14 protein-coding genes and 2 pseudogenes are annotated in these 18,021 nt (G+C 71.1%); 12 read left to right on the top strand and 4 right to left on the bottom strand.

Translation table 11 applies throughout. The annotated features are described in order from the left end of the window. The 8 genes and pseudogenes from ACE3T5_RS17340 to ACE3T5_RS17305 all read left to right on the top strand — a co-directional run. A pseudogene (locus ACE3T5_RS17340) lies at nt 1-345 on the top strand (hypothetical protein); the annotation flags it as partial. Beyond that, nucleotides 339-1,634, top strand: a complete 1,296-nt coding sequence (locus ACE3T5_RS17335) for an FAD-dependent oxidoreductase (protein WP_374669350.1) — start codon at nt 339-341, stop codon at nt 1,632-1,634. The pseudogene ACE3T5_RS17340 and the gene ACE3T5_RS17335, both read left to right, overlap by 7 nt. Nucleotides 1,635-1,636: 2 nt before the next feature. Continuing rightward, nucleotides 1,637-2,395, top strand: a complete 759-nt coding sequence (locus tag ACE3T5_RS17330; RefSeq protein WP_374669349.1) for an SDR family NAD(P)-dependent oxidoreductase — start codon at nt 1,637-1,639, stop codon at nt 2,393-2,395. A 5-nt stretch (nt 2,396-2,400) separates the two neighbouring features. Further along, nucleotides 2,401-4,500 carry a hypothetical protein gene (locus ACE3T5_RS17325; protein WP_374669348.1) on the top strand — a complete coding sequence of 700 codons (2,100 nt, stop codon included), beginning with the start codon at nt 2,401-2,403 and terminating at the stop codon, nt 4,498-4,500. Between the two features lie 2 nt (nt 4,501-4,502). After that, nucleotides 4,503-5,444 carry an NAD-dependent epimerase/dehydratase family protein gene (locus ACE3T5_RS17320; protein WP_374669347.1) on the top strand — a complete coding sequence of 314 codons (942 nt, stop codon included), beginning with the start codon at nt 4,503-4,505 and terminating at the stop codon, nt 5,442-5,444. Next, nucleotides 5,444-6,739, top strand: a complete 1,296-nt coding sequence (locus ACE3T5_RS17315) for an NAD(P)/FAD-dependent oxidoreductase (protein WP_374669346.1) — start codon at nt 5,444-5,446, stop codon at nt 6,737-6,739. Before ACE3T5_RS17320 ends, ACE3T5_RS17315 begins: the two co-directional genes overlap by 1 nt. Beyond that, nucleotides 6,736-7,137, top strand: coding sequence for a GtrA family protein (locus tag ACE3T5_RS17310; RefSeq protein WP_374669345.1), 402 nt, complete (start codon nt 6,736-6,738; stop codon nt 7,135-7,137). Before ACE3T5_RS17315 ends, ACE3T5_RS17310 begins: the two co-directional genes overlap by 4 nt. After that, nucleotides 7,134-8,069, top strand: a complete 936-nt coding sequence (locus tag ACE3T5_RS17305) for a YbhN family protein (RefSeq protein WP_374669344.1) — start codon at nt 7,134-7,136, stop codon at nt 8,067-8,069. The genes ACE3T5_RS17310 and ACE3T5_RS17305 overlap by 4 nt, the downstream gene beginning before the upstream one ends. 186 nt (nt 8,070-8,255) lie before the next feature. Here the strand turns inward: ACE3T5_RS17305 and ACE3T5_RS17300 are convergent, their stop codons facing one another. Then, entirely contained in the window at nt 8,256-8,741 is a 486-nt protein-coding gene (locus ACE3T5_RS17300) for a bacteriohemerythrin (RefSeq protein WP_374669343.1), read from the bottom strand. 186 nt (nt 8,742-8,927) lie between these two features. On the opposite strand from ACE3T5_RS17300, the gene ACE3T5_RS17295 reads away from it, so the two are divergent. From ACE3T5_RS17295 to ACE3T5_RS17280, 4 genes are all read left to right on the top strand, one after another. Continuing rightward, nucleotides 8,928-11,132, top strand: a complete 2,205-nt coding sequence (locus ACE3T5_RS17295) for an O-antigen ligase family protein (protein WP_374669342.1) — start codon at nt 8,928-8,930, stop codon at nt 11,130-11,132. Nucleotides 11,133-11,228: 96 nt separating this feature from the next. Continuing rightward, a complete protein-coding gene (locus ACE3T5_RS17290; RefSeq protein ID WP_374669341.1) occupies nt 11,229-12,869 on the top strand; it encodes a peptide chain release factor 3 in 1,641 nt (546 codons plus the stop codon). Nucleotides 12,870-12,933: 64 nt separating this feature from the next. Further along, complete coding sequence (locus ACE3T5_RS17285; protein ID WP_374669340.1) at nt 12,934-14,133, top strand: S41 family peptidase; 1,200 nt, start codon at nt 12,934-12,936, stop codon at nt 14,131-14,133. 8 nt (nt 14,134-14,141) lie between these two features. Next, nucleotides 14,142-14,951: an HAD-IIB family hydrolase gene (locus ACE3T5_RS17280; protein WP_374669339.1), complete on the top strand. Its 810-nt coding sequence runs from the start codon at nt 14,142-14,144 to the stop codon at nt 14,949-14,951. Here the strand turns inward: ACE3T5_RS17280 and ACE3T5_RS17275 are convergent. The 3 genes and pseudogenes from ACE3T5_RS17275 to ACE3T5_RS17265 form a co-directional block, all read right to left on the bottom strand. Then, nucleotides 14,932-15,978, bottom strand: a complete 1,047-nt coding sequence (locus tag ACE3T5_RS17275; RefSeq protein WP_374669338.1) for a histone deacetylase family protein — start codon at nt 15,976-15,978, stop codon at nt 14,932-14,934. The two genes, ACE3T5_RS17280 and ACE3T5_RS17275, sit on opposite strands and share 20 nt — an antisense overlap. 57 nt (nt 15,979-16,035) lie before the next feature. Then, nucleotides 16,036-16,464: a cupin domain-containing protein gene (locus tag ACE3T5_RS17270; RefSeq protein ID WP_374669337.1), complete on the bottom strand. Its 429-nt coding sequence runs from the start codon at nt 16,462-16,464 to the stop codon at nt 16,036-16,038. Between the two features lie 195 nt (nt 16,465-16,659). Then, nucleotides 16,660-18,021: pseudogene (locus ACE3T5_RS17265) on the bottom strand (excinuclease ABC subunit A); the annotation flags it as partial.

Below are 18,021 nucleotides of genomic sequence, written 5' to 3'. Positions count from 1 at the left end.
ATGCAGCACAGCTCGGGGCAGACACGCGCGCATGGCCGCGCCTACCTCACCTCCGATCTGCCGCTGGTGCAGACGCTGGGCGTGGTGTCCGGCTACACCGCATGCGTGGTGCTCGCGCTCTACCTGAACCACGAGTCGGTGCAGTTGCTGTACCGCACGCCGCACCTGGCCTGGGGCACGGTGCCGGTGATGGTGTTCTGGGTCAGCTGGATGTGGCTGCGCGCCGCCCGCGGCCAGATGCACGACGACCCGCTGGTCTTCGCCTTCAAGGACCCCGCCAGCCTCGTGGCCGGCGTCGTTTTCGGTGTCTTCCTGCTGCTGGGCAGCGTCGGCCTGCCATGGTAGAGATCGGCTCCTGGGGCCGGCTCGCGGCCTGGCCGCATCGCGTGCAGCCGCTGGCGGATCGCGCCCTGCGCCGCCTGCCCGGCGAAGCAGCACCCGGCCTCGCGTACGGCATGGGCCGCAGCTATGGCGACGTGTGCCTCACCCCCGGCGGCACGCTGTGGCTGGCGCGCGGCCTGGACAAGTTCATCGCCTTCGACGCCGAGACCGGCCTGCTCACCTGCGAAGCGGGCGTGCTGCTGCGCGACATCCAGCGCCTGTTCTGCCACCGCGGCTGGATGCTGCCGGTGACGCCGGGCACGCAGTTCGTCACCGTCGGCGGCGCCATCGCCAACGACGTGCACGGCAAGAACCACCATCGCCTGGGCTCGTTCGGCGACCACGTCACCCGGCTGCGGCTGCTGCGCACCGACGGCGAGGTCATCGAATGCGGGCCTGATGACCGCGCCGACTGGTTCACCGCCACCGTGGGCGGGCTGGGGCTGACCGGCGTCATCACCGAGGCCACGCTGCAGCTGCGGCGCGTGGACGGCCCCTGGCTGGAGGCCGAGACGCTGCCCTACCGGTCGCTGGACGAGTTCTTCGCGCTGTCGGATGCGAGCGAGGCCGACTGGGAATACACCGTGTCGTGGATCGACTGCACCGGCGACGGCCGCTCGCCGCGCGGCCTGTTCATGCGCGCCAACCACGGCCGCACACCCGGGCGCCTGCCGCCCGATCGGCGCAAGGCCGTGCCGCTGGTCCCACCGATCTCGCTGATCAACCGCGCCAGCCTGGTCGCCTTCAACACCGCGTACTTCCAGTGGCACAGCCGGCAGCGCGGGCGGCAGGCGGTGCACTACGAGCCGTTCTTCTACCCGCTCGACCACGTGCTGCACTGGAACCGCATCTACGGCCCGCGCGGCTTCTACCAGTACCAGTGCGTGGTGCCGCGCGCCGATGGGCCGCGCGCCATCGGTGCGCTGCTGCGCGAGATCGCGGCGGACGGGCAAGGCTCGTTCCTCGCCGTGCTCAAGACCTTCGGCGAGCGGCAGGCGCCGGGCCTGCTGAGCTTCGCGCAGCCCGGCGTGACGCTGGCGCTGGACTTCCCCAATCACGGCGCGCGCACCACGGCCCTGCTGGACCGGCTGGACGCGGTGGTGGCCGAGGCGGGCGGCCGCATCTACCCCGCCAAGGACGCGCGCATGCCCCCCACCCTGTTCCGGCGCGGCTATCCGCGGCTGGAGGCTTTCTCGCGGCTGCGCGATCCGGGCATCCGCTCGGCCTTCGCGAGCCGCGTGCTGGAGAACTGAACGTGCCTGCCCCGCGACACCTCGTCATCGTCGGCGCCACCTCGGGCATTGCCCAGCACTGCGCACGGGCCTGGCTCGCGCAGCCGGTGGAACGGCTGCTGCTGGTGGGGCGCGACGCCGCCCGGCTGGAGGCTGTGGCCGCCGACTTGCGCGTGCGGCAGCCGCGCACCCGCATCGACGTGCTCACCGGCGAGTTCACCGGCGCCGCGAACGTGCAGGCCCTGGTCAACCAGGTGCTGGCGCTAGGCGTGCCCGACACGGTGCTCATCGCCCACGGCTCGCTGCCGGACCAGGCGGCGTGCCAGGCGGACCTGGCGCAGGCCGAAGCCGCGATGGACCTCAACGGCCTGTCGCCGATCCTGTTCGCCGAAGCCTTCGTCGGCCCGATGCAGCAGGCCGGTGCCGGCACGCTGGTGATCCTGGGCTCGGTGGCCGGCGACCGCGGCCGCAAGTCCAACTACATCTACGGCGCCGCCAAGGGCCTGGTGACCCGCTACGCACAGGGCCTGCAGCACCGCCTGGCGCTGGCCGGCAGCGCGGTGAAGGTGGTGCTGGTCAAGCCCGGCCCGACCGACACGGCGATGACGGCGCACCTGAAGGCGCAGGGCGCGAAGCTGGCCGACGCCGACGAGGTGGCCGCCGCCATCGTGCGCGGCGCCGAACGGGGCCAGCCCGTCGTCTACGCACCCGGCAAGTGGGCCTTGATCATGCTGGTGATCCGCCACCTGCCCCGGTTCGTGTTCAACCGCATGGACATCTGAAGCCCATGCGCCTGGACCGCGAGACGGTGGCCAAGGCCACCCTGTACCTGTGCGCGCCCCTCGTGCTGCTGCTGGCGGCCGTGGGCGCCGTGCGCAGCTACTCGCCGGTGCCGTTCTGGGACATGTGGCATGGCTACCTGCACTTCTATCAGCTCGTGAGCGAGGGGCACTGGAAGGAATGGTGGGCGCTGCACAACGAGCACCGCATCGTGCTGGCGCGGCTGCTGTTCTGGGTGGACCTGGCCGTCTTCAACGGCAACCAGGTGCTGCTGCTGGCCACCAACTACCTGCTGGCCTTCGGCGCCTTCCTCACCTGGCGCGCCATCCTGCGCGAACGCGCCGGCCCCGATGCGCCGGCCCTGCCGCTGCGGCTGATCACGCTGCTGGTGCTGATGGCGCTGTTCTCCTGGATGCAGTGGGAGAACTTCAGCTGGGGCTTCCAGAGCCAGTTCTTCCTGGCGCAGTGGCTGCCGCTGCTGGCGCTGTGGCTGCTGTATCGCGCCACGCTGCCACGGCCGCAGGCGAAGCGCGACTTCGCGCTGGCCTGCGTCACCGGCGTGCTGTGCATCGGCACCATGGCCAGTGGCGTGATCGCGCTGCCGGTGATGGTGGCGCTGGCCGTCGTGCTGCGCATGGGCTGGCGGCGCGTGGGCGTGCTCGCCTTGCTGGCCGCCGCCTGCCTGGCGCTGTACTTCCATGGCTACCAGTCCACGCCCGGCCACGGCAGCGTGCGCCAGGCCCTGCTGCAGCAGCCGGTGGCGCTGCTGCAGTACGTGCTGCTCTACCTGGGCGCGCCCTTCCTGCACCTGGCGGGCGGCACCTCGCTGGCGGTCGGCCAGGCCGCCGGCGCGGTGCTGGTGGGGCTGGCGGCGGCGCGCGCGTGGGTGGCCCTGCGCGCCCCGCGTGAGCACGCGCTGGAACTCGCCGTGCTCACCTACCTGCTGTACCTGGGCGGCACGGCCCTGGGCACCGGCGGCGGGCGGCTGATCTTCGGCCTGCAGCAGGCCACGGCCAGCCGGTACACCACCCCGGCGCTCATGGCCTGGATGGGCGTGATCGCGCTCTACCTGCCGCCGCTGCTTCGCGCGCTGGCGCAGTGGCGGCATGTCGTGGTGTGGCCACTCATCATCCTCGCGCTGGCGCTGACCACCCACCAGTGGAAGGCCCGCAAGTCGCAGCGCGACACCTTGTTCGAGCGCGACGTGGCCGCCCTCGGGCTGGAACTGCGGGTGCGGGACGACCAGCAGATCCGCTTCGTGCACTTCAACATCGACTGGGCGCTGGCCGCCACCGACCGTGCGGTGCGCGAGAACTGGTCGGTGTTCGGCCGCGAGCGCTTCCGGGATGCTGGCGCCGCCATCGGGCAGCCCGCCGGCCCGCTGCCGGCCGCGGCCTGCCGCGCGGTCCTCGTGGAAGCTGCCCCCGTGCCGCTCGATCCACGCTGGTTGCGCGTTAGCGGCTGGATCGGCGTGGCCGCTGGCGAGAACGCGATCGACCGCGTGCGCTTCGTCGCGCCAGACGGCACGGTGGCGGGCCAGGCGCTGGCGGGCGATCTGCGCAAGCGCCCCGGCCCCGACGTGGGCCAGGGCCCTGACAGCCGGCCCTTCAAGGGCTACGTGCTGGCCAGCCAGGCCTATACGGCGCTGCGGCTCGCGGCCGCCGGCGAGACACCTTGCACCGGGCAACCGAAGCCGCTGCCGCGCCCGCCCTTCAGCGTGCAGGCGGCCGCCAGCCGGTCCCCGGTGGTGGCGCCCGCGGCCGTGCTCGCCAACGACGGCTTCACCGGCGCCGACTTCCAGCGCACCCAGGTGGCGGGCTTCCGCGTGATCGGCAGCGTCGTGACGGGCGATGCCGACATGGGCACGCTGCGCCTTCGCCTGAAGCGGGGGGACGCGCTGCATCTGCGCACCGGCCCGGTCACCGCCCACCAGCGCTATCGCGTTGAAGAGGCCCCCGGCTTCGCCGGCCTGCTGCCGGTGGCGCAGGACTGGGTGGCCCTCGTCTTCGACCACCCGGACCTGCCCGCCGAATTCACCCTCACCCTCACCGACGGCGGCGCGGGCTGGGGCGAATGGTCGGCCATCGCCGTGAAGGACGGACCCTGAACATGAAGAACGTGAAGATCGTGCTGCCTGGCGGCGCCGGGCTGGTGGGCCAGAACCTCGTGGCGCACCTCAAGCGCCATGGCTACGCCAACCTGGTGGTGCTGGACAAGCACCGCGCCAACCTCGCCGTGCTGCGCCGCCTGCACCCGGACATCGTGGTGGAAGAGGCGGACCTGGCCGAGCCCGGCCCCTGGCAACAGCACATCGAGGCCGCCGACGCGGTGGTGATGCTGCAGGCACAGATCGGCGACCCCAACCCCGAGCCCTTCGTGCGCAACAACATCACCTCCACCGAGCACGTGCTGGCCGCCATGCGCCGCGCCCCGCGCATGCCCTACCTGGTGCACATCAGCTCCTCGGTGGTGAAGTCGGTGGCGAACGACCACTACACCAACACCAAGAAGCAGCAGGAGGCAATCGTGCTTGCGTCGGGCATTCCCTGCGTCGTACTGCGGCCCACGCTCATGTTCGGCTGGTTCGACCGCAAGCACCTGGGCTGGCTGTCGCGCTTCATGAAGAAGGTGCCGGTGTTCCCGATCCCGGGCGATGGCCGCTACATGCGCCAGCCGCTCTATGCCTCGGATTTCTCGCGCATCATCGTGAGCTGCATCGAGCAGCGCCGCACCGGCGAGGTGTTCAACATCTCGGGCCTGGAGAAGATCGACTACATCGACATCATCCGCGAGATCAAGCGCGCCACGCGTGCCGGTGCGCTGATCGTGAAGATCCCCTACGGCCTGTTCTACGTTCTGCTGAAGACCTGGGCCCTGTTCGACCGCAACCCGCCCTTCACCGCCGACCAGCTGAAGGCGCTGGTGGCGCACGACGAGTTCGAGGTCATCGACTGGCCGGGCATCTTCGGCGTGCAGGCGACGCCCTTCGCGCAGGCCATCCACGAGACCTTCAACGACCCCGAGTACAGCTCGGTGGTGCTGGAGTTCTGATGACCACGCCTCAACGCATCGCCGTGCTCGGCGCCGGTCCCATGGGCCTGGCGGTCGCCTACCAGCTCGCTCGCGACGGCCACCGGCCGGTGGTGTTCGAGGCCGATGACCGCGTGGGCGGCATGACGGCCACCTTCGACTTCGAAGGCCTGGAGATCGAGCGCTACTACCACTTCCACTGCATCTCCGACCACGCCTTCCTCCAGGTGCTGGACGAACTGGGCCTGGGCGCGAAGATGCACTGGACGGCCACGAAGATGGGCTACTGGTACCAGGGCCGGCTGCAGGCCTGGGGCAACCCGGTGGCGCTGCTCACCTTCCAGGGCCTGGGCTGGGTGGCCAAGTTCCGCTACGCGCTGCATGCCTTCCTGTGCACCAAGCGCGACAACTGGAAGCCGCTGGACGCCGTGGAGGCCACTTCGTGGATTCGCCGCTGGGTGGGCGACGAAGCGTGGGAGGTGCTGTGGCGGCGCCTCTTCGACTACAAGTTCTACGACCAGGCGAACCAGCTCTCGGCCGCCTGGATCTGGAGCCGCATCCGCCGCATCGGCCGCTCGCGCTACAGCCTGATGAAGGAGAAGCTCGGCTTCCTGGAGGGCGGCTCGCGCACGCTGCTGCAGGCGCTGAAGGCCGACGTGGAGCAGCACGGCGGCGAGTTCCGCCTGAAGACGCCGGCCACGCGCGTGGTGCTGGCGGGCGGTCGCGTGACCGGCATCGAGACGGCCGCGGGCTTCGAGGCCTTCGACAAGGTGATCAGCACGGTGCCGCTGCCCTACGTGCCGCGCCTGCTGCCGGACCTGCCCGAGCCCCTGCTGGCGAAGTACCGCGCGCTGAAGAACATCGCGGTGGTGTGCGTCATCGCCAAGCTGCGCCGCTCGGTCACGCCCAACTTCTGGCTGAACGTGAACGATCCGGAGATGGACATCCCCGGCCTGGTGGAATACACGAACCTGCGTCCGCTGGACCATCACATCGTCTACGTACCCTTCTACATGCCGGGCGAGCACCCCAAGTTCGCCGATGGCGACGAGGTGTTCACCGGCAAGGTGCGGCGCTACCTGAAGACCATCAACCCGGCGCTGACCGACGACGACTTCATCGCCATCCGCGCCAGCCGCTACCGCCACGCGCAGCCGGTGTGCCCGCCGGGCTTCCTGGACATGCTGCCGCCCTGGGAGCAGTCCGTGGGCGGCCTGTGGGTCGCGGACACCTCGTACTACTACCCCGAGGACCGCGGCATCTCCGAAAGCATCGGCTTCGGCCGCATGATGGCCCGCAAGGCCGCCGCCGCGTGATCGCTGCCTTCCGTTCGCGCCAGTTCATCGCCTTCCTGGTGACGGGCGGCATCGCCGCGGCCGTGAACTTCGGCTCGCGCATCCTGCTGACACCCTGGCTGGGCTTCGGCACCTCGGTGGTGGTGGCCTACCTGATCGGCATGGCCACTGCGTTCCTGCTGGCCCGCGCCTTCGTGTTCACCGAGTCGAAGCAGGCCGTGCACCAGTCGGCCTTGTGGTTCGTGGCGGTCAACGTGCTGGCGGTGGCGCAGACCTGGGTCATCAGCATGGCGCTGGCCTACTGGGCACTGCCCGCCCTGGGCGTGACGCGCTTCGTGGAGGAGATCGCGCACGCGGTGGGCGTGGTGGTACCGGTGTTCACCAGCTACCTGGGCCACAAGCACTTCAGCTTCCGATGAAGACGCGCCGGACGCTGGGCATCGCGGCGGCCGGCGTGGCGCTGTACATCGGCCTGCTGGTGTGGGCCGATGCCCGCAATGACGTCTTCGGCCGGCTGCCGCAGGTGGCCGCGCTGCTGCCGCTGCTGGCGGCGAGTTCCGTGCTGTCCTGGTCGCTCCGGCACGCGCGCTGGCATTGGCTGTTGGGTCGTGCTGGTCACGCTACGCCGCGCGGCCGCGGGTTCCTGGCCTATCTCGCCGGCTTCGCCTTCACCGCCACGCCGGGCAAGCTGGGCGAGCTGGTGCGCATCCGCTACTTCGGGCCGATGGGCGTGCCACCGGCCACCGTGCTGGGCGTGTTCGTGTTCGAGCGCGCGCTCGATCTGCTGGTGCTGCTGATGCTGGCGGCGGCCGGTGTCCGCGACGCGCGGCTGTTCGGCTTTCTCGCGGCCTTCGTGGCCTGCGGGCTGGCGGCCATCGTCTGGCTGGGTCGGCGGCCGCGGCACCTCGGGCGGCCTGCGGCCTGGCTGCGGCTGCGGCGTCAGCGCCTGCCGGCGCGGCTGCTGCGCACGCTGCAAAGAGGGCTGCAGGCCTGCCTGCAATGGGTGCGCCCACTGGACCTGCTGGTGGGCCTGGCGTTCGGCCTCGCGGCCTGGGGCGTGGCCATCGGCGCCTTCGTGTGGCTGCTGGGCCAGCTGTCGGTGGTGTTGCCGGCCGCCACGGCGTGGGCCGTGCTGCCCACGGCCATGCTGGCCGGTGCCGCCTCCATGCTGCCGGGCGGCATCGGCACGACCGAAGCCGCGATCGTGGCGCTGCTGGCGCTGGAAGGCGTGGCCGTCGCCACCGGCCTGGTGGCTGCGGTGGCGATTCGCCTGGCCGGGCTGTGGTTCGCCGTGGTGTGCGGCCTGGCCGCGATCACGTGGCTGGAACAGCAGGCTGCGCGGGGCGCGTGAGGCAGGCGCTGGCGCGATCGCTGGGGTTGCACCCCAGCCTACGAGAACACCGAACCCGCCAGCCTCACCGTAGGCTGGCGATGGAGCGAAGCGCAATCCCAGCGATCACGCGGCGCGAACGCCCAGCCCCCGAGAACACCGGTGCTCCTTGTAGGCTGGCGATGGAGCGAAGCGAAATCCCAGCGATCACCCGCGCCCGAGCAGCCGGTCGAACCAGCCCACCTTGGGCCTCGGGGCGGACACCGGGGCGGGCGGCTGCTTCTTGTGCTCGGCATACCAGCGGCCGAAGCGCAGGTCATGCGTCAGGATGTGGCCGACCAGCCACTTGTTCAGGAACCGGCGCAGCTCCTGCACGCGGTCCTCGGTCCATTCGTCGCTGGCCGACAGGAAATCCGCCACCTGGGAGCTGAAGGCCTCGTGCAGGGCCAGGTGCTGGTGGAAATCGGGGAAGCCGCTCTCCTCCATCAGCGCCTGCTCGTTGGTGAAGTGGGTCACCACGTAGTCCAGCAGCTCACCCAGCGTGGCGTCCACGTTGTCGTGGTGCAGCGACTTCACCAGGGTGAACAGGTGGCGGTGCTCGGCGTCGACCTGGGCCAGGCCAATCTTGAAGCCGTCGCGCCACTCGACGACGAAGGTGCCGTGGGCGTGGGGACGCTCTGCGATGCTGCTCATGTCCATTCCTTGAGTTGCTTCAGTCTGGGGGCTAGCGTATGCCCCCGCCGGCCGGGTCGGCTTGACCCCCGTCAACCCCGCCCCAAGAAGTGGGCCGCCGCTCGTCGGCCTTGCGGAAGGCCCACGGCCGGGCAGGCCGCGAGGCATCCACTAAGATGCGGGGTTGCCCTCGACTGACCGGCCCTCATGACCATCGCCGCCTCGTCCCCCTCCCCCGCCGCTGCCCTGTCGCCCGAGCCCGAAGCCCCGCGCGACGAGGCGGTGGCCCGGTGGCTCGCGGCAGGCGCCTTCGTCACGGCCGCCATCGGCGCACCAGGCCAGTTCGTGCTGCCCGACGTGCTGAAGTCGGCCACTGCCGCCCTGTTCGCCACGGTGTGCCTGGCGCTGCTGCTGTGGCGCCGGCGCGAGGGCGACGTGCCCCTGCGGCTGCACCTGTTCGTGCTGGTGCCGCTGGCCCTGGCAGCCCTCTCCATGGTGAGCACCTTCTGGGCCCCGGCCAGCACCGCCGTGATGGAAGGCCTGCGCTGGCTGCTGGTGGCCATCGTCGTCTGGGTCTCGCTCAACGTGCTGGGGCCCGGCACCTTCGGCTGGGCCGCGCGGGCCATCCACTGGGGCACGATGGTGACCGCGGTGCTGGCGCTGGTGGAATTCTGGTTCGGCGTCTCCTGGTTCCCCTCCACCGCGGCGCCGGGCTCGAACTTCGGCAACCGCAACCTGTTCGCGGAATACGTGGCGGTGGCGCTGCCGTTCTCGCTGTGGCTGCTGACCAGCCGCGGCGATCTGCGCTCGGTGCTGCTGCGCGGCGCGGGCGTGGGCCTGATCGTGCTGTCCGTGTTCTGCACCGGCACCCGCGCGGCCATGGCCACGGTGATCATCGAGCTGCTCGCGGCCCTGGTCGTCGTCGCCATCGTGCGCCGCCGTGGCGGCCTGGCCGGCTGGACGCGCGGCGCACTCGCGGCCGCCGTCGCCGCGCCCCTGCTCGTGGTGGGCACGCTGGGCTGGGTGCCCACGAGCAACGCCGCCATCATCAAGGAACACCGCGAGAGCGCCCGCGGCCTGAATGCGCTGGCGCGCGCCGGCTCGCGCCTGATCCTGCTGGCGGCGCCGGGGCACTACACCGGCACCACCTCGTTCGGCCGCCGCGTCTCCGTCTGGTCGGCCGGCCGCGGCATGCTGGCGGCGCACCCCATCCTGGGCGTGGGCGGCGGCGCCTGGAACACGGTCGCCCCGCTGTACCTGCCGGACGACCTGGACACCGAATACATCTGGATGGCCCACAACGAGCCGCTGCAGCTGGTGGCGGAGCTGGGCCTGCTCGCCTGGGTCGCGCTGGCCGCCTTGCTGGCGCTGCTGGTGCAGGCCCTGCGCGGCGCCCTGCGGGACCTGCGGGAAGGCCGTGCCGACCAGGCGTGGATGCGGGTGACGGCGGTGCTGGTCGTGGTGGGCTTCGGGCTGGTGGGCAGCACCGGGCTGCCCCTGCACCAGGCGCCGCCCGTGCTGCTGCTGGCCATGGCCCTCGGCGCCATGCTGGCGCTGGGCGCGCACCGCACGGTGGCGCCGCAGGCGCTGCGCGGCGGCGTCTGGACCGCGGGCCGCTGGGCCGCGATCGCCCTGGTCGTGGTGGCCGTCGTGCTGTCGGTGCAGGGCCTGCGCTCCAGCTACCTGGTGCACCGCGCCACCGGCATCCTGCTGGGCATTCCCAAGAGCCCGGGCCTGTCGCCGCAGGAAGCCCAGCGCTACCACGCCGAGGCCACCGAGCAGCTGCGCCGCGGCCTGGACATCTTTGCCGACCATGGCGTGCACCTGATGCAGGTGGCCAACGCCTACGGCGCGCTGAGCGACGCGCGCAACATGCTGTGGATCAGCAATGTGATGCTGGAGACCCGCCCCTACGTGGCCGAGGTGCAGTGCAACCTGGCGCGCGCCCACGCCGACCTGTCGCAGTTCGCCGAATCCGGCGCGCTGATCGACAAGCTGCGCAAGGACCGGCCGCGCTCGCCCTGCCTGCCGCTGACGCGGTTCGTGTACGAGTACAAGCGTGGCGCGTTCGGCGATGCGCTGGCGGTGGGCCAGGAGATGATCAAGGACCTGACCGCCCTGACCGAGCCGGAGCAGCGCTACATCGTCGACATGAGCTACCGTGCCGCGGCCCGCGTGCCGAACCCGGACGCCGCCATCGCCATCCTGCGCGTGCGGGCCGAGCGCTTCCCGGAATACAAGGCCGGCAGCCTGTACCTGATCGGTCAGACGCTGGCGCAGCGCGCGCCGGCCGGCACCGTGGCCGAGGACGCCCTGCAGGCCTACCGCCAGGCCATGGCTGCCGCCAACGACGCCGAGCGGGCCGCGCTGCTGGCGCGCATCCCCGAGCCGTACAAGTCGAAGCTGCCCTGAGGTCCGCCACGGCCGACCGGGGGCAGGCACAATAGCGGGTTCGCCGCCCGGCGGCCCTGCCGCCCGGGCCCGCGCGACCCGTTCCCGGAGCTTCCCTTGTCCGCATCGCCCCTGGCCGCCGAGACCCGGCGCCGCCGCACCTTCGCCATCATCTCCCACCCCGACGCGGGCAAGACCACGCTGACGGAAAAGCTGCTGCTGTTCTCCGGCGCGATCCAGATCGCCGGCGCGGTGAAGGGCCGCAAGGCGAGCCGCCACGCCACCAGCGACTGGATGGAGATCGAAAAGCAGCGCGGCATCTCGGTGGCCAGCTCGGTGATGCAGATGCTCTACCGCGACCACGTGATCAACCTGCTGGACACGCCGGGCCACAAGGACTTCTCCGAAGACACCTACCGCGTGCTCACCGCGGTGGACGCGGCGCTGATGGTGATCGACGCGGCCAACGGCGTGGAGGCGCAGACGCGCCGGCTGATCGAGGTCTGCCGTCAGCGCGACACGCCCATCCTGACCTTCGTGAACAAGATGGACCGCGAGGTGCGCGAGCCGCTGGACATCCTGGACGAGGTGGAGCGCGAGCTGGGCATGCCCTGCGTGCCCATGACCTGGCCGGTGGGCCAGGGCAAGCACTTCGGCGGCATCATGAACCTGCGCACGCAGGCGATGACGGTGTTCGAGTCCGGCAGCGAGCGCCGCCCGCAGGACTTCGACACCCTGCCGCTGGCCGATGCCGAGGCGCTGCGCGCACGCTTCGGCGCCGAGTACGAGGCCGCCGCCGACAGCATGGAGCTCGCCGCCGGCGCCTCCCCCACCTGGGACCACGCCGCGTTCCTCGCGGCGAAGCAGACGCCGGTGTTCTTCGGCTCCGCCGTCAACAACTTCGGCGTGATGGAAGTGCTGGATGCGCTGGTGGACCTGGCGCCCTCGCCGCAGCCGCGCAAGTCGTCCGTGGTCGTGAACCGGCAGCCGGTGGAGAAGATCGTGCAGCCGGAGGACGAGGCCTTCTCCGGCGTGGTGTTCAAGGTGCAGGCCAACATGGACCCCTCGCACCGCGACCGCATCGCCTTCGTGCGCATGGCCTCGGGCAAGTACACGCCGGGCATGAAGCTCAAGGTGCAGCGGACTGCGAAAGAGCTTCGCCCCACCTCGGTGGTGACCTTCCTGTCGCAGCGGCGCGAGGCGGTGGACGAGGCCTATGCCGGTGACATCATCGGCTTCACCACGCACGGCGGCGTGCAGCTGGGCGACACCATCACCGACGGCTCGGTCAACCTGCAGTACACCGGCCTGCCCTTCTTCGCGCCCGAGCTGTTCCAGGTGGTGGTGCTGAAGAACCCGCTGCGCACCAAGCAGCTGCAGCAGGGCCTGGCCCAGCTCGGCGAGGAAGGCGCCATCCAGGTGTTCCGGCCCCACGTGGGCGGCCCGGTGCTGCTGGGCGCGGTGGGGCAGCTGCAGTTCGAGGTGGTGCAGCACCGCCTGAAGGCCGAGTACGACTGCGAGGTGCGGCTGGAAAGCTGCCCCTACACCGGCGCGCGCTGGATCACCGCCGACACGCCGGCGGAGCTGAAGGCCTTCACCGACGCGTATCCGCAGCGGCTGGCGCTGGACGCGGCCGACGCGCTGGCCTTCCTGTGCACCTCCCCCTACGACGTGCGGCTGGCGCAGGAGCGCTTTCCCAAGATCCACTTCCACCTGCTGCGCGAGCACGCCGGCCTGGCGCTGGAACGCGCGGGCTGACGCCCCGTCATTCGACGGGGCAATAATGCGGGCACCGTCACCACGCGCCTGCCGCCGCCCGACCATGCTCCGCCTGCCCCGTCCCCTTCGCGGCGCCCGTTCCCTGGCGGCGGGTGCGCTGGCTGCCCTGCTGCTCGCTGCCTGTGGCGGCGGCGGTGGGGGCGGCACCGGCAGCACCGGCACGGTCCCGCCGCCGCCGGACGACACGAGCAGCCTGCTGCCCTCTTCCACCTACGCCGGCCAGTGCAGCCTGGCCGACCAGAAGCGCTTCGTCCGCAGCTACCTGAACGAGGTGTACCTCTGGTACCGCGAGGTGCCGCAGGTCGACCCCGCCCTGTACGGCGGCGTGGCCGACTACTTCCATGCGCTGCTGGTCACCACGCCGGACGCCAACGGCCTGCCCAGGGACCGCCACAGCTCCGCGGTGCCGATCGCCCAGGCACAGTCCGCCACCAGCCTGCTGCAGGCGCAATCCAGCGCCGTGCCACAGGTCAAGGTGGTCACCAGCCCGGCCGGGCGTCGCAGCGGCTACATCCAGTTCAACGACCACTCGCAGGGCTCGCAGGACGACCTGATCGACGCCTTCCGCCAGGTGCGTGACGCGAGCGTGCAGGATCTGGTGCTGGACCTGCGCTACAACGGCGGCGGCTTCCTCTACATCGCGCTGGCCGCGGCCTCCATGGTGACTGGCCCCGTCAGCGACAACCTGGTGTTCGAGTCGCTGCGCTACAACGACAAGCGCGAGGCCGAGAGCGCCGACGCGGTGTTCCGCTTCTCGGGCCGGCTGCAGTACGCCGAGTCACGCTACGCGCGCGGCACGCAGCTGCCGCAGCTCAACCTGAAGCGCCTGTACGTGCTCACCAGCGGCGGCACCTGCTCTTCCAGCGAATCCATCATCAACAGCCTGCGCGGCATCGATGTGGAAGTGATCCTGATCGGCGAGACGACCTGCGGCAAGCCGTTCGGCTTCCATCGCCAGGACAACTGCGGCTACGCCTACTTCCCGATCGAGTTCCAGGGCTACAACGCCAAGGGCTTCGGGGACTACACCGCCGGCATGCAGCCCACCTGCCGCGTGGCGGACAGCCCGGCCATCCTGGCCGGCAGCGCGACGGACCCGCTGCTGAACGCGGCCCTCTCGCACATGGACAGCGGCGCCTGTCCGGCGGGCACCACGGCCCTGCTGCGCAGTGCCGCGCCCACGGCGCAGGCCGTCACGCCGCGCCTGCCGGCGTGGGCCGGCCGCGTGCTGCGCACGCCATGAGCGCCGCCATGCAGCCGCTGGCCGCGTGGCCCGTGGCCGACCGTGCCGGGCTGATCGGCGTGTTCACCGACATCGACGACACGCTCACCACCGAAGGCGCGATCACGCCCGACGCGCTGCAGGCCCTGGCCGACCTGGCTGCCGCCGGCCTGCACGTGATCCCGATCACCGGCCGGCCGGTGGGCTGGAGCGAGCCCTTCGCGCGCGACTGGCCGGTGGATGCCATCGTGGCCGAGAACGGCGCGGTGGCCCTGGTGCACGAGCCGCCGCGCGGCCTGCACAAGCTCTACACGCAGGACACCGCCACGCGTGAGCGGAACTACCAGCGCATGCAGCAGGTGGCCGCGCGCATCGTGCGCGAGGTGCCGGGCGCCAGCCTGGCGCAGGACAGCCCCGGCCGCGAGACCGACATCGCCATCGACCACAGCGAGTTCACCCACCTGCCGCAGGACCGCATCGACCGCGTGGTGGCGCTGATGCGCGAAGAGGGCATGACGGCCACCGTCAGCTCCATCCACATCAACGGCTGGTTCGGCCAGCACGACAAGCTGGCCGGCGCGCGCTGGATCGTGCGGGAGCTGCTGCAGCGTGACCTGGAGGCCGAACTGCACCGCTGGGCCTACGTGGGCGACTCCACCAACGACGTGCGCATGTTCGAGCACTTCGCCCACAGCGTGGGCGTGGCCAACATCCGCCGCTTCGAGGCGCAGCTCGCGCACAAGCCGCGTTATGTGACGCAGGGGGAGCGCGGCGCGGGGTTTGCGGAGGTGGCGCGCGCCGTGCTGGCGGCGCGACGCGTCATGCCGCCCGCTGACTGAACCCCTCCAGCACATTCACCGCATTGCGGCCCACCTCCGCCACGGCATAGCCGCCCTCGAAGACGAACAGCGTGGGCAGGCCGCTGTCGGCGATGTCGGCGCCCACGCGCAGGAAGTCATCGCCCTGCAGCAGGAAGCCGGAGATCGGATCGCCCTCGAAGGTGTCCACGCCAAGGGACACGACCAGCGCGTCCGCGCCGAAGGCCGCGATGGCGCGCAGGGCTTCGCCAAGCGCCTCGCGCCAGCGCGCGAAGGGCGTGCCGCGTGGCAGCGGCAGGTTGAGGTTGAATCCCAGGCCGGCACCGGCACCGCGCTCGTCGGCATGGCCCAGGTAGTACGGGTACTCCGTGCGCGGATCGCCGTGGAGGCTGGCGAAGAACACATCGGCGCGGTCGTAGAAGATCGCCTGCGTGCCGTTGCCGTGGTGGTAGTCCACGTCGAGCACCGCCACCCGCGCGGCGCCACCGGCGCGCAGGCGCTGCGCCGCGATGGCGGCGTTGTTGAGGAAGCAGTAGCCGCCGAAGAAGTCGGGCCCCGCGTGATGCCCGGGTGGACGCGTCAGTGCGAAGGCCGATCGCTCGCCCGCCAGCAGCGCGTTGGCGCCGGCCACCGCGCAGTCTGCGCCGTGGCGTGCCGCTGTCCAGGTGCCCGCCGTCAGCGGTGAGCCGGCGTCGAACGAGTACAGGCCCAGGCGGGCGATGAAGGGCTGCGGCTCCACGTCCGAACGGAACCCGCGGATGGGCCAGTAGGACGGCAGCGCGTCGCGCGCGGCGTTGGCGGGGTCGAGCGCGATCCATTCGGCCCAGGCGCCGGCGAGGAAGGCCACATAGCGCGGCTGGTGGATGGCGGTGATCCAGGCGTCGTCGCAGACCGCCGGCGTCACCACCGGCCCGATCCCGCGCGCCACCAGCTCACGATGCACGAAGTCCACGCGATCCGGCACCTCGAAGCACGGCACCAGCTCGCCGCGGAACATCTCCTGCCGGCCGTGGTGCAGGGCGTGCCGGTCGTTGAGGAAGGTCAGCATGCGGCGGAGCTTACGCTCCCGCCAGTCCCGACGGCGACCCGCAGGACAGGCCCGAGCCTACTTGCCGGGGGTCGCCACCGGCACGACAGGGGGCGCGCCCTTGTCGACGACCAGGCTGTTGACCAGCCGCGCCGGCGTGTCGCCCACGTTCCGGAACCCGTGCACCGTGCCGCGGAGATTGCTGTAGGCCTCGCCCGCGGTCACGCGGCGCGGCACCTGCCCCTCCACCAGCAGCTCCACGGCGCCTTCGACCACGGTGCCGACGCAGTCGCCGGGATGGGTATGCATGGGCACCGCGCCCGCGGGCTGAATGGCGACGGACATCAGGATCATCTGCTTGCGATCGTCCCCCGTGATCGGGGCCGAGATGATCGGCCTGGATGTGAACAGCGGAGGGCTCGCGGCAGCCGGCTGCTGCGCCATGCTGGATGCCCCGCCGGCAACACCCCATGCCAATGCCAGCGCGAGGCGGAACGTATGCTTCATCGACTGCTCCTCTTGTGTGTCCGTGCAGTCAGACTCTAGCCCTGCACTCGTGGCGGGCGTTGACTTTCATCAAGGCTGACCCGCAAGTGGCGAGCCGGACGCGAGGGGTTGTTCTCTGCGGCAGCAGCGCCGTAGGCTCGCGGTGGAGCGAAGCGGAACCCCAGCGCTTGGGGGTCGCTGAGGTGGCACCACAGCCTACGAGCGCGCCAGCACCGGCGCCAGCACGCGCCCGGTGTGCGTGCCCAGCGCCACCACCGCCTCCGGCGGCGCCGCAGCGACCACACGGCCGCCGGCTGTGCCGCCTTCGGGGCCCAGGTCGATGATCCAGTCGGCTTCCGCGATCACGTCGAGGTCGTGCTCGATCACCACGACGCTGTGACCGCCATCCACCAGGCGATGCAGCACGCGGATCAGCTTCTCCACGTCAGCCATGTGCAGGCCGACCGTGGGTTCGTCGAGGACGTACAGGGTGTGCGGTGCTTTCTGACCGCGGCGCGTCACGTCATCACGCACCTTGCTCAGCTCCGTCACCAGCTTGATGCGCTGCGCCTCGCCGCCGGAGAGCGTGGGCGAGGGCTGGCCGAGCGTGAGGTAGCCCAGACCCACGTCGCGCAGCAGCTGCAGCGGATGGCTGATGTTGGGCATGGCGGCGAAGAATTCCACCGCCTCGTCCACCTCCATGCGCAGCACCTCGCCGATGTTGCGGCCACGCCAGGTGACGGCCAGCGTCTCGGGGTTGAAGCGCGCGCCATGGCAGGCCTCGCACGGCACCTTGACGTCAGGCAGGAAGCTCATGGCGATGGTGCGCACGCCCTGGCCCTCGCACAGCGGGCAGCGGCCCTCGCCGGTGTTGAAGGAGAAGCGCCCCGGCCCGTAGCCGCGCGCGCGCGCCTCCAGCGTGTCGGCGAACAGCTTGCGGATGGTGTCCCAGAAGCCGATGTAGGTGGCCGGGCAGGAGCGGGGCGTCTTGCCGATGGGCGTCTGGTCCACCTCCAGCACGCGGTCGATGGCCTGGTAGCCATCCAGCCCGGTGCAACCCACCCACGCCGGGCGCTTGCCGCGATCATCGGCGTCGCGGCCGGCCTTGGTGCTGCGCTGCTGCACGGCCGCCTGCACGTTGGCCAGCAGCACGTCGCGCGCGAGCGTGCTCTTGCCCGAACCGGACACACCGGTCACCACCACCAGGCGCTTGAGCGGCACCTCGACATCCACCTTCGCCAGGTTGTGCAGATGGGCGCCGCGCAGCTGCAGCGCGCCGTCCCCTGCGCCGCGCCGTGCCTGCAGCGGATGCTTCATCGCGTGCAGCAGGTAGCGGCCGGTGAGCGACCCTTCCGCACCCGTCACCTCCGCCACCGTGCCCTGCGCGATGAGCTGGCCGCCGCGCTTGCCGGCGCTGGGACCGATGTCGATGATGTGGTCGGCGCGGCGGATGGTGTCTTCGTCATGCTCCACCACCACCAGCGTGTTGCCCTTGTCGCCCAGCTTGTGCAGCGCGTCCAGCAGGATCTGGTTGTCGCGCGCATGCAGGCCGATGGTGGGCTCGTCCAGCACGTAGCA

The organism is Ramlibacter sp. (assembly GCF_041916345.1).
In the GTDB taxonomy this organism is placed as follows: Bacteria; Pseudomonadota; Gammaproteobacteria; order Burkholderiales; family Burkholderiaceae_C; genus Ramlibacter.
This window is presented reverse-complemented; position numbering and strand designations above follow the sequence as displayed.

Coding starts and splice junctions, on each gene's coding strand:
- ACE3T5_RS17320 (WP_374669347.1), top strand. CDS start 4,503: ATGAAGAACGTGAAGATCGTGCTGCCTGGCGGCGCCGGGCTGGTGGGC.
- ACE3T5_RS17325 (WP_374669348.1), top strand. CDS start 2,401: ATGCGCCTGGACCGCGAGACGGTGGCCAAGGCCACCCTGTACCTGTGC.
- ACE3T5_RS17285 (WP_374669340.1), top strand. CDS start 12,934: ATGCTCCGCCTGCCCCGTCCCCTTCGCGGCGCCCGTTCCCTGGCGGCG.
- ACE3T5_RS17300 (WP_374669343.1), bottom strand. CDS start 8,741: ATGAGCAGCATCGCAGAGCGTCCCCACGCCCACGGCACCTTCGTCGTC.
- ACE3T5_RS17275 (WP_374669338.1), bottom strand. CDS start 15,978: ATGCTGACCTTCCTCAACGACCGGCACGCCCTGCACCACGGCCGGCAG.
- ACE3T5_RS17335 (WP_374669350.1), top strand. CDS start 339: ATGGTAGAGATCGGCTCCTGGGGCCGGCTCGCGGCCTGGCCGCATCGC.
- ACE3T5_RS17305 (WP_374669344.1), top strand. CDS start 7,134: ATGAAGACGCGCCGGACGCTGGGCATCGCGGCGGCCGGCGTGGCGCTG.
- ACE3T5_RS17295 (WP_374669342.1), top strand. CDS start 8,928: ATGACCATCGCCGCCTCGTCCCCCTCCCCCGCCGCTGCCCTGTCGCCC.
- ACE3T5_RS17280 (WP_374669339.1), top strand. CDS start 14,142: ATGCAGCCGCTGGCCGCGTGGCCCGTGGCCGACCGTGCCGGGCTGATC.
- ACE3T5_RS17270 (WP_374669337.1), bottom strand. CDS start 16,464: ATGAAGCATACGTTCCGCCTCGCGCTGGCATTGGCATGGGGTGTTGCC.
- ACE3T5_RS17315 (WP_374669346.1), top strand. CDS start 5,444: ATGACCACGCCTCAACGCATCGCCGTGCTCGGCGCCGGTCCCATGGGC.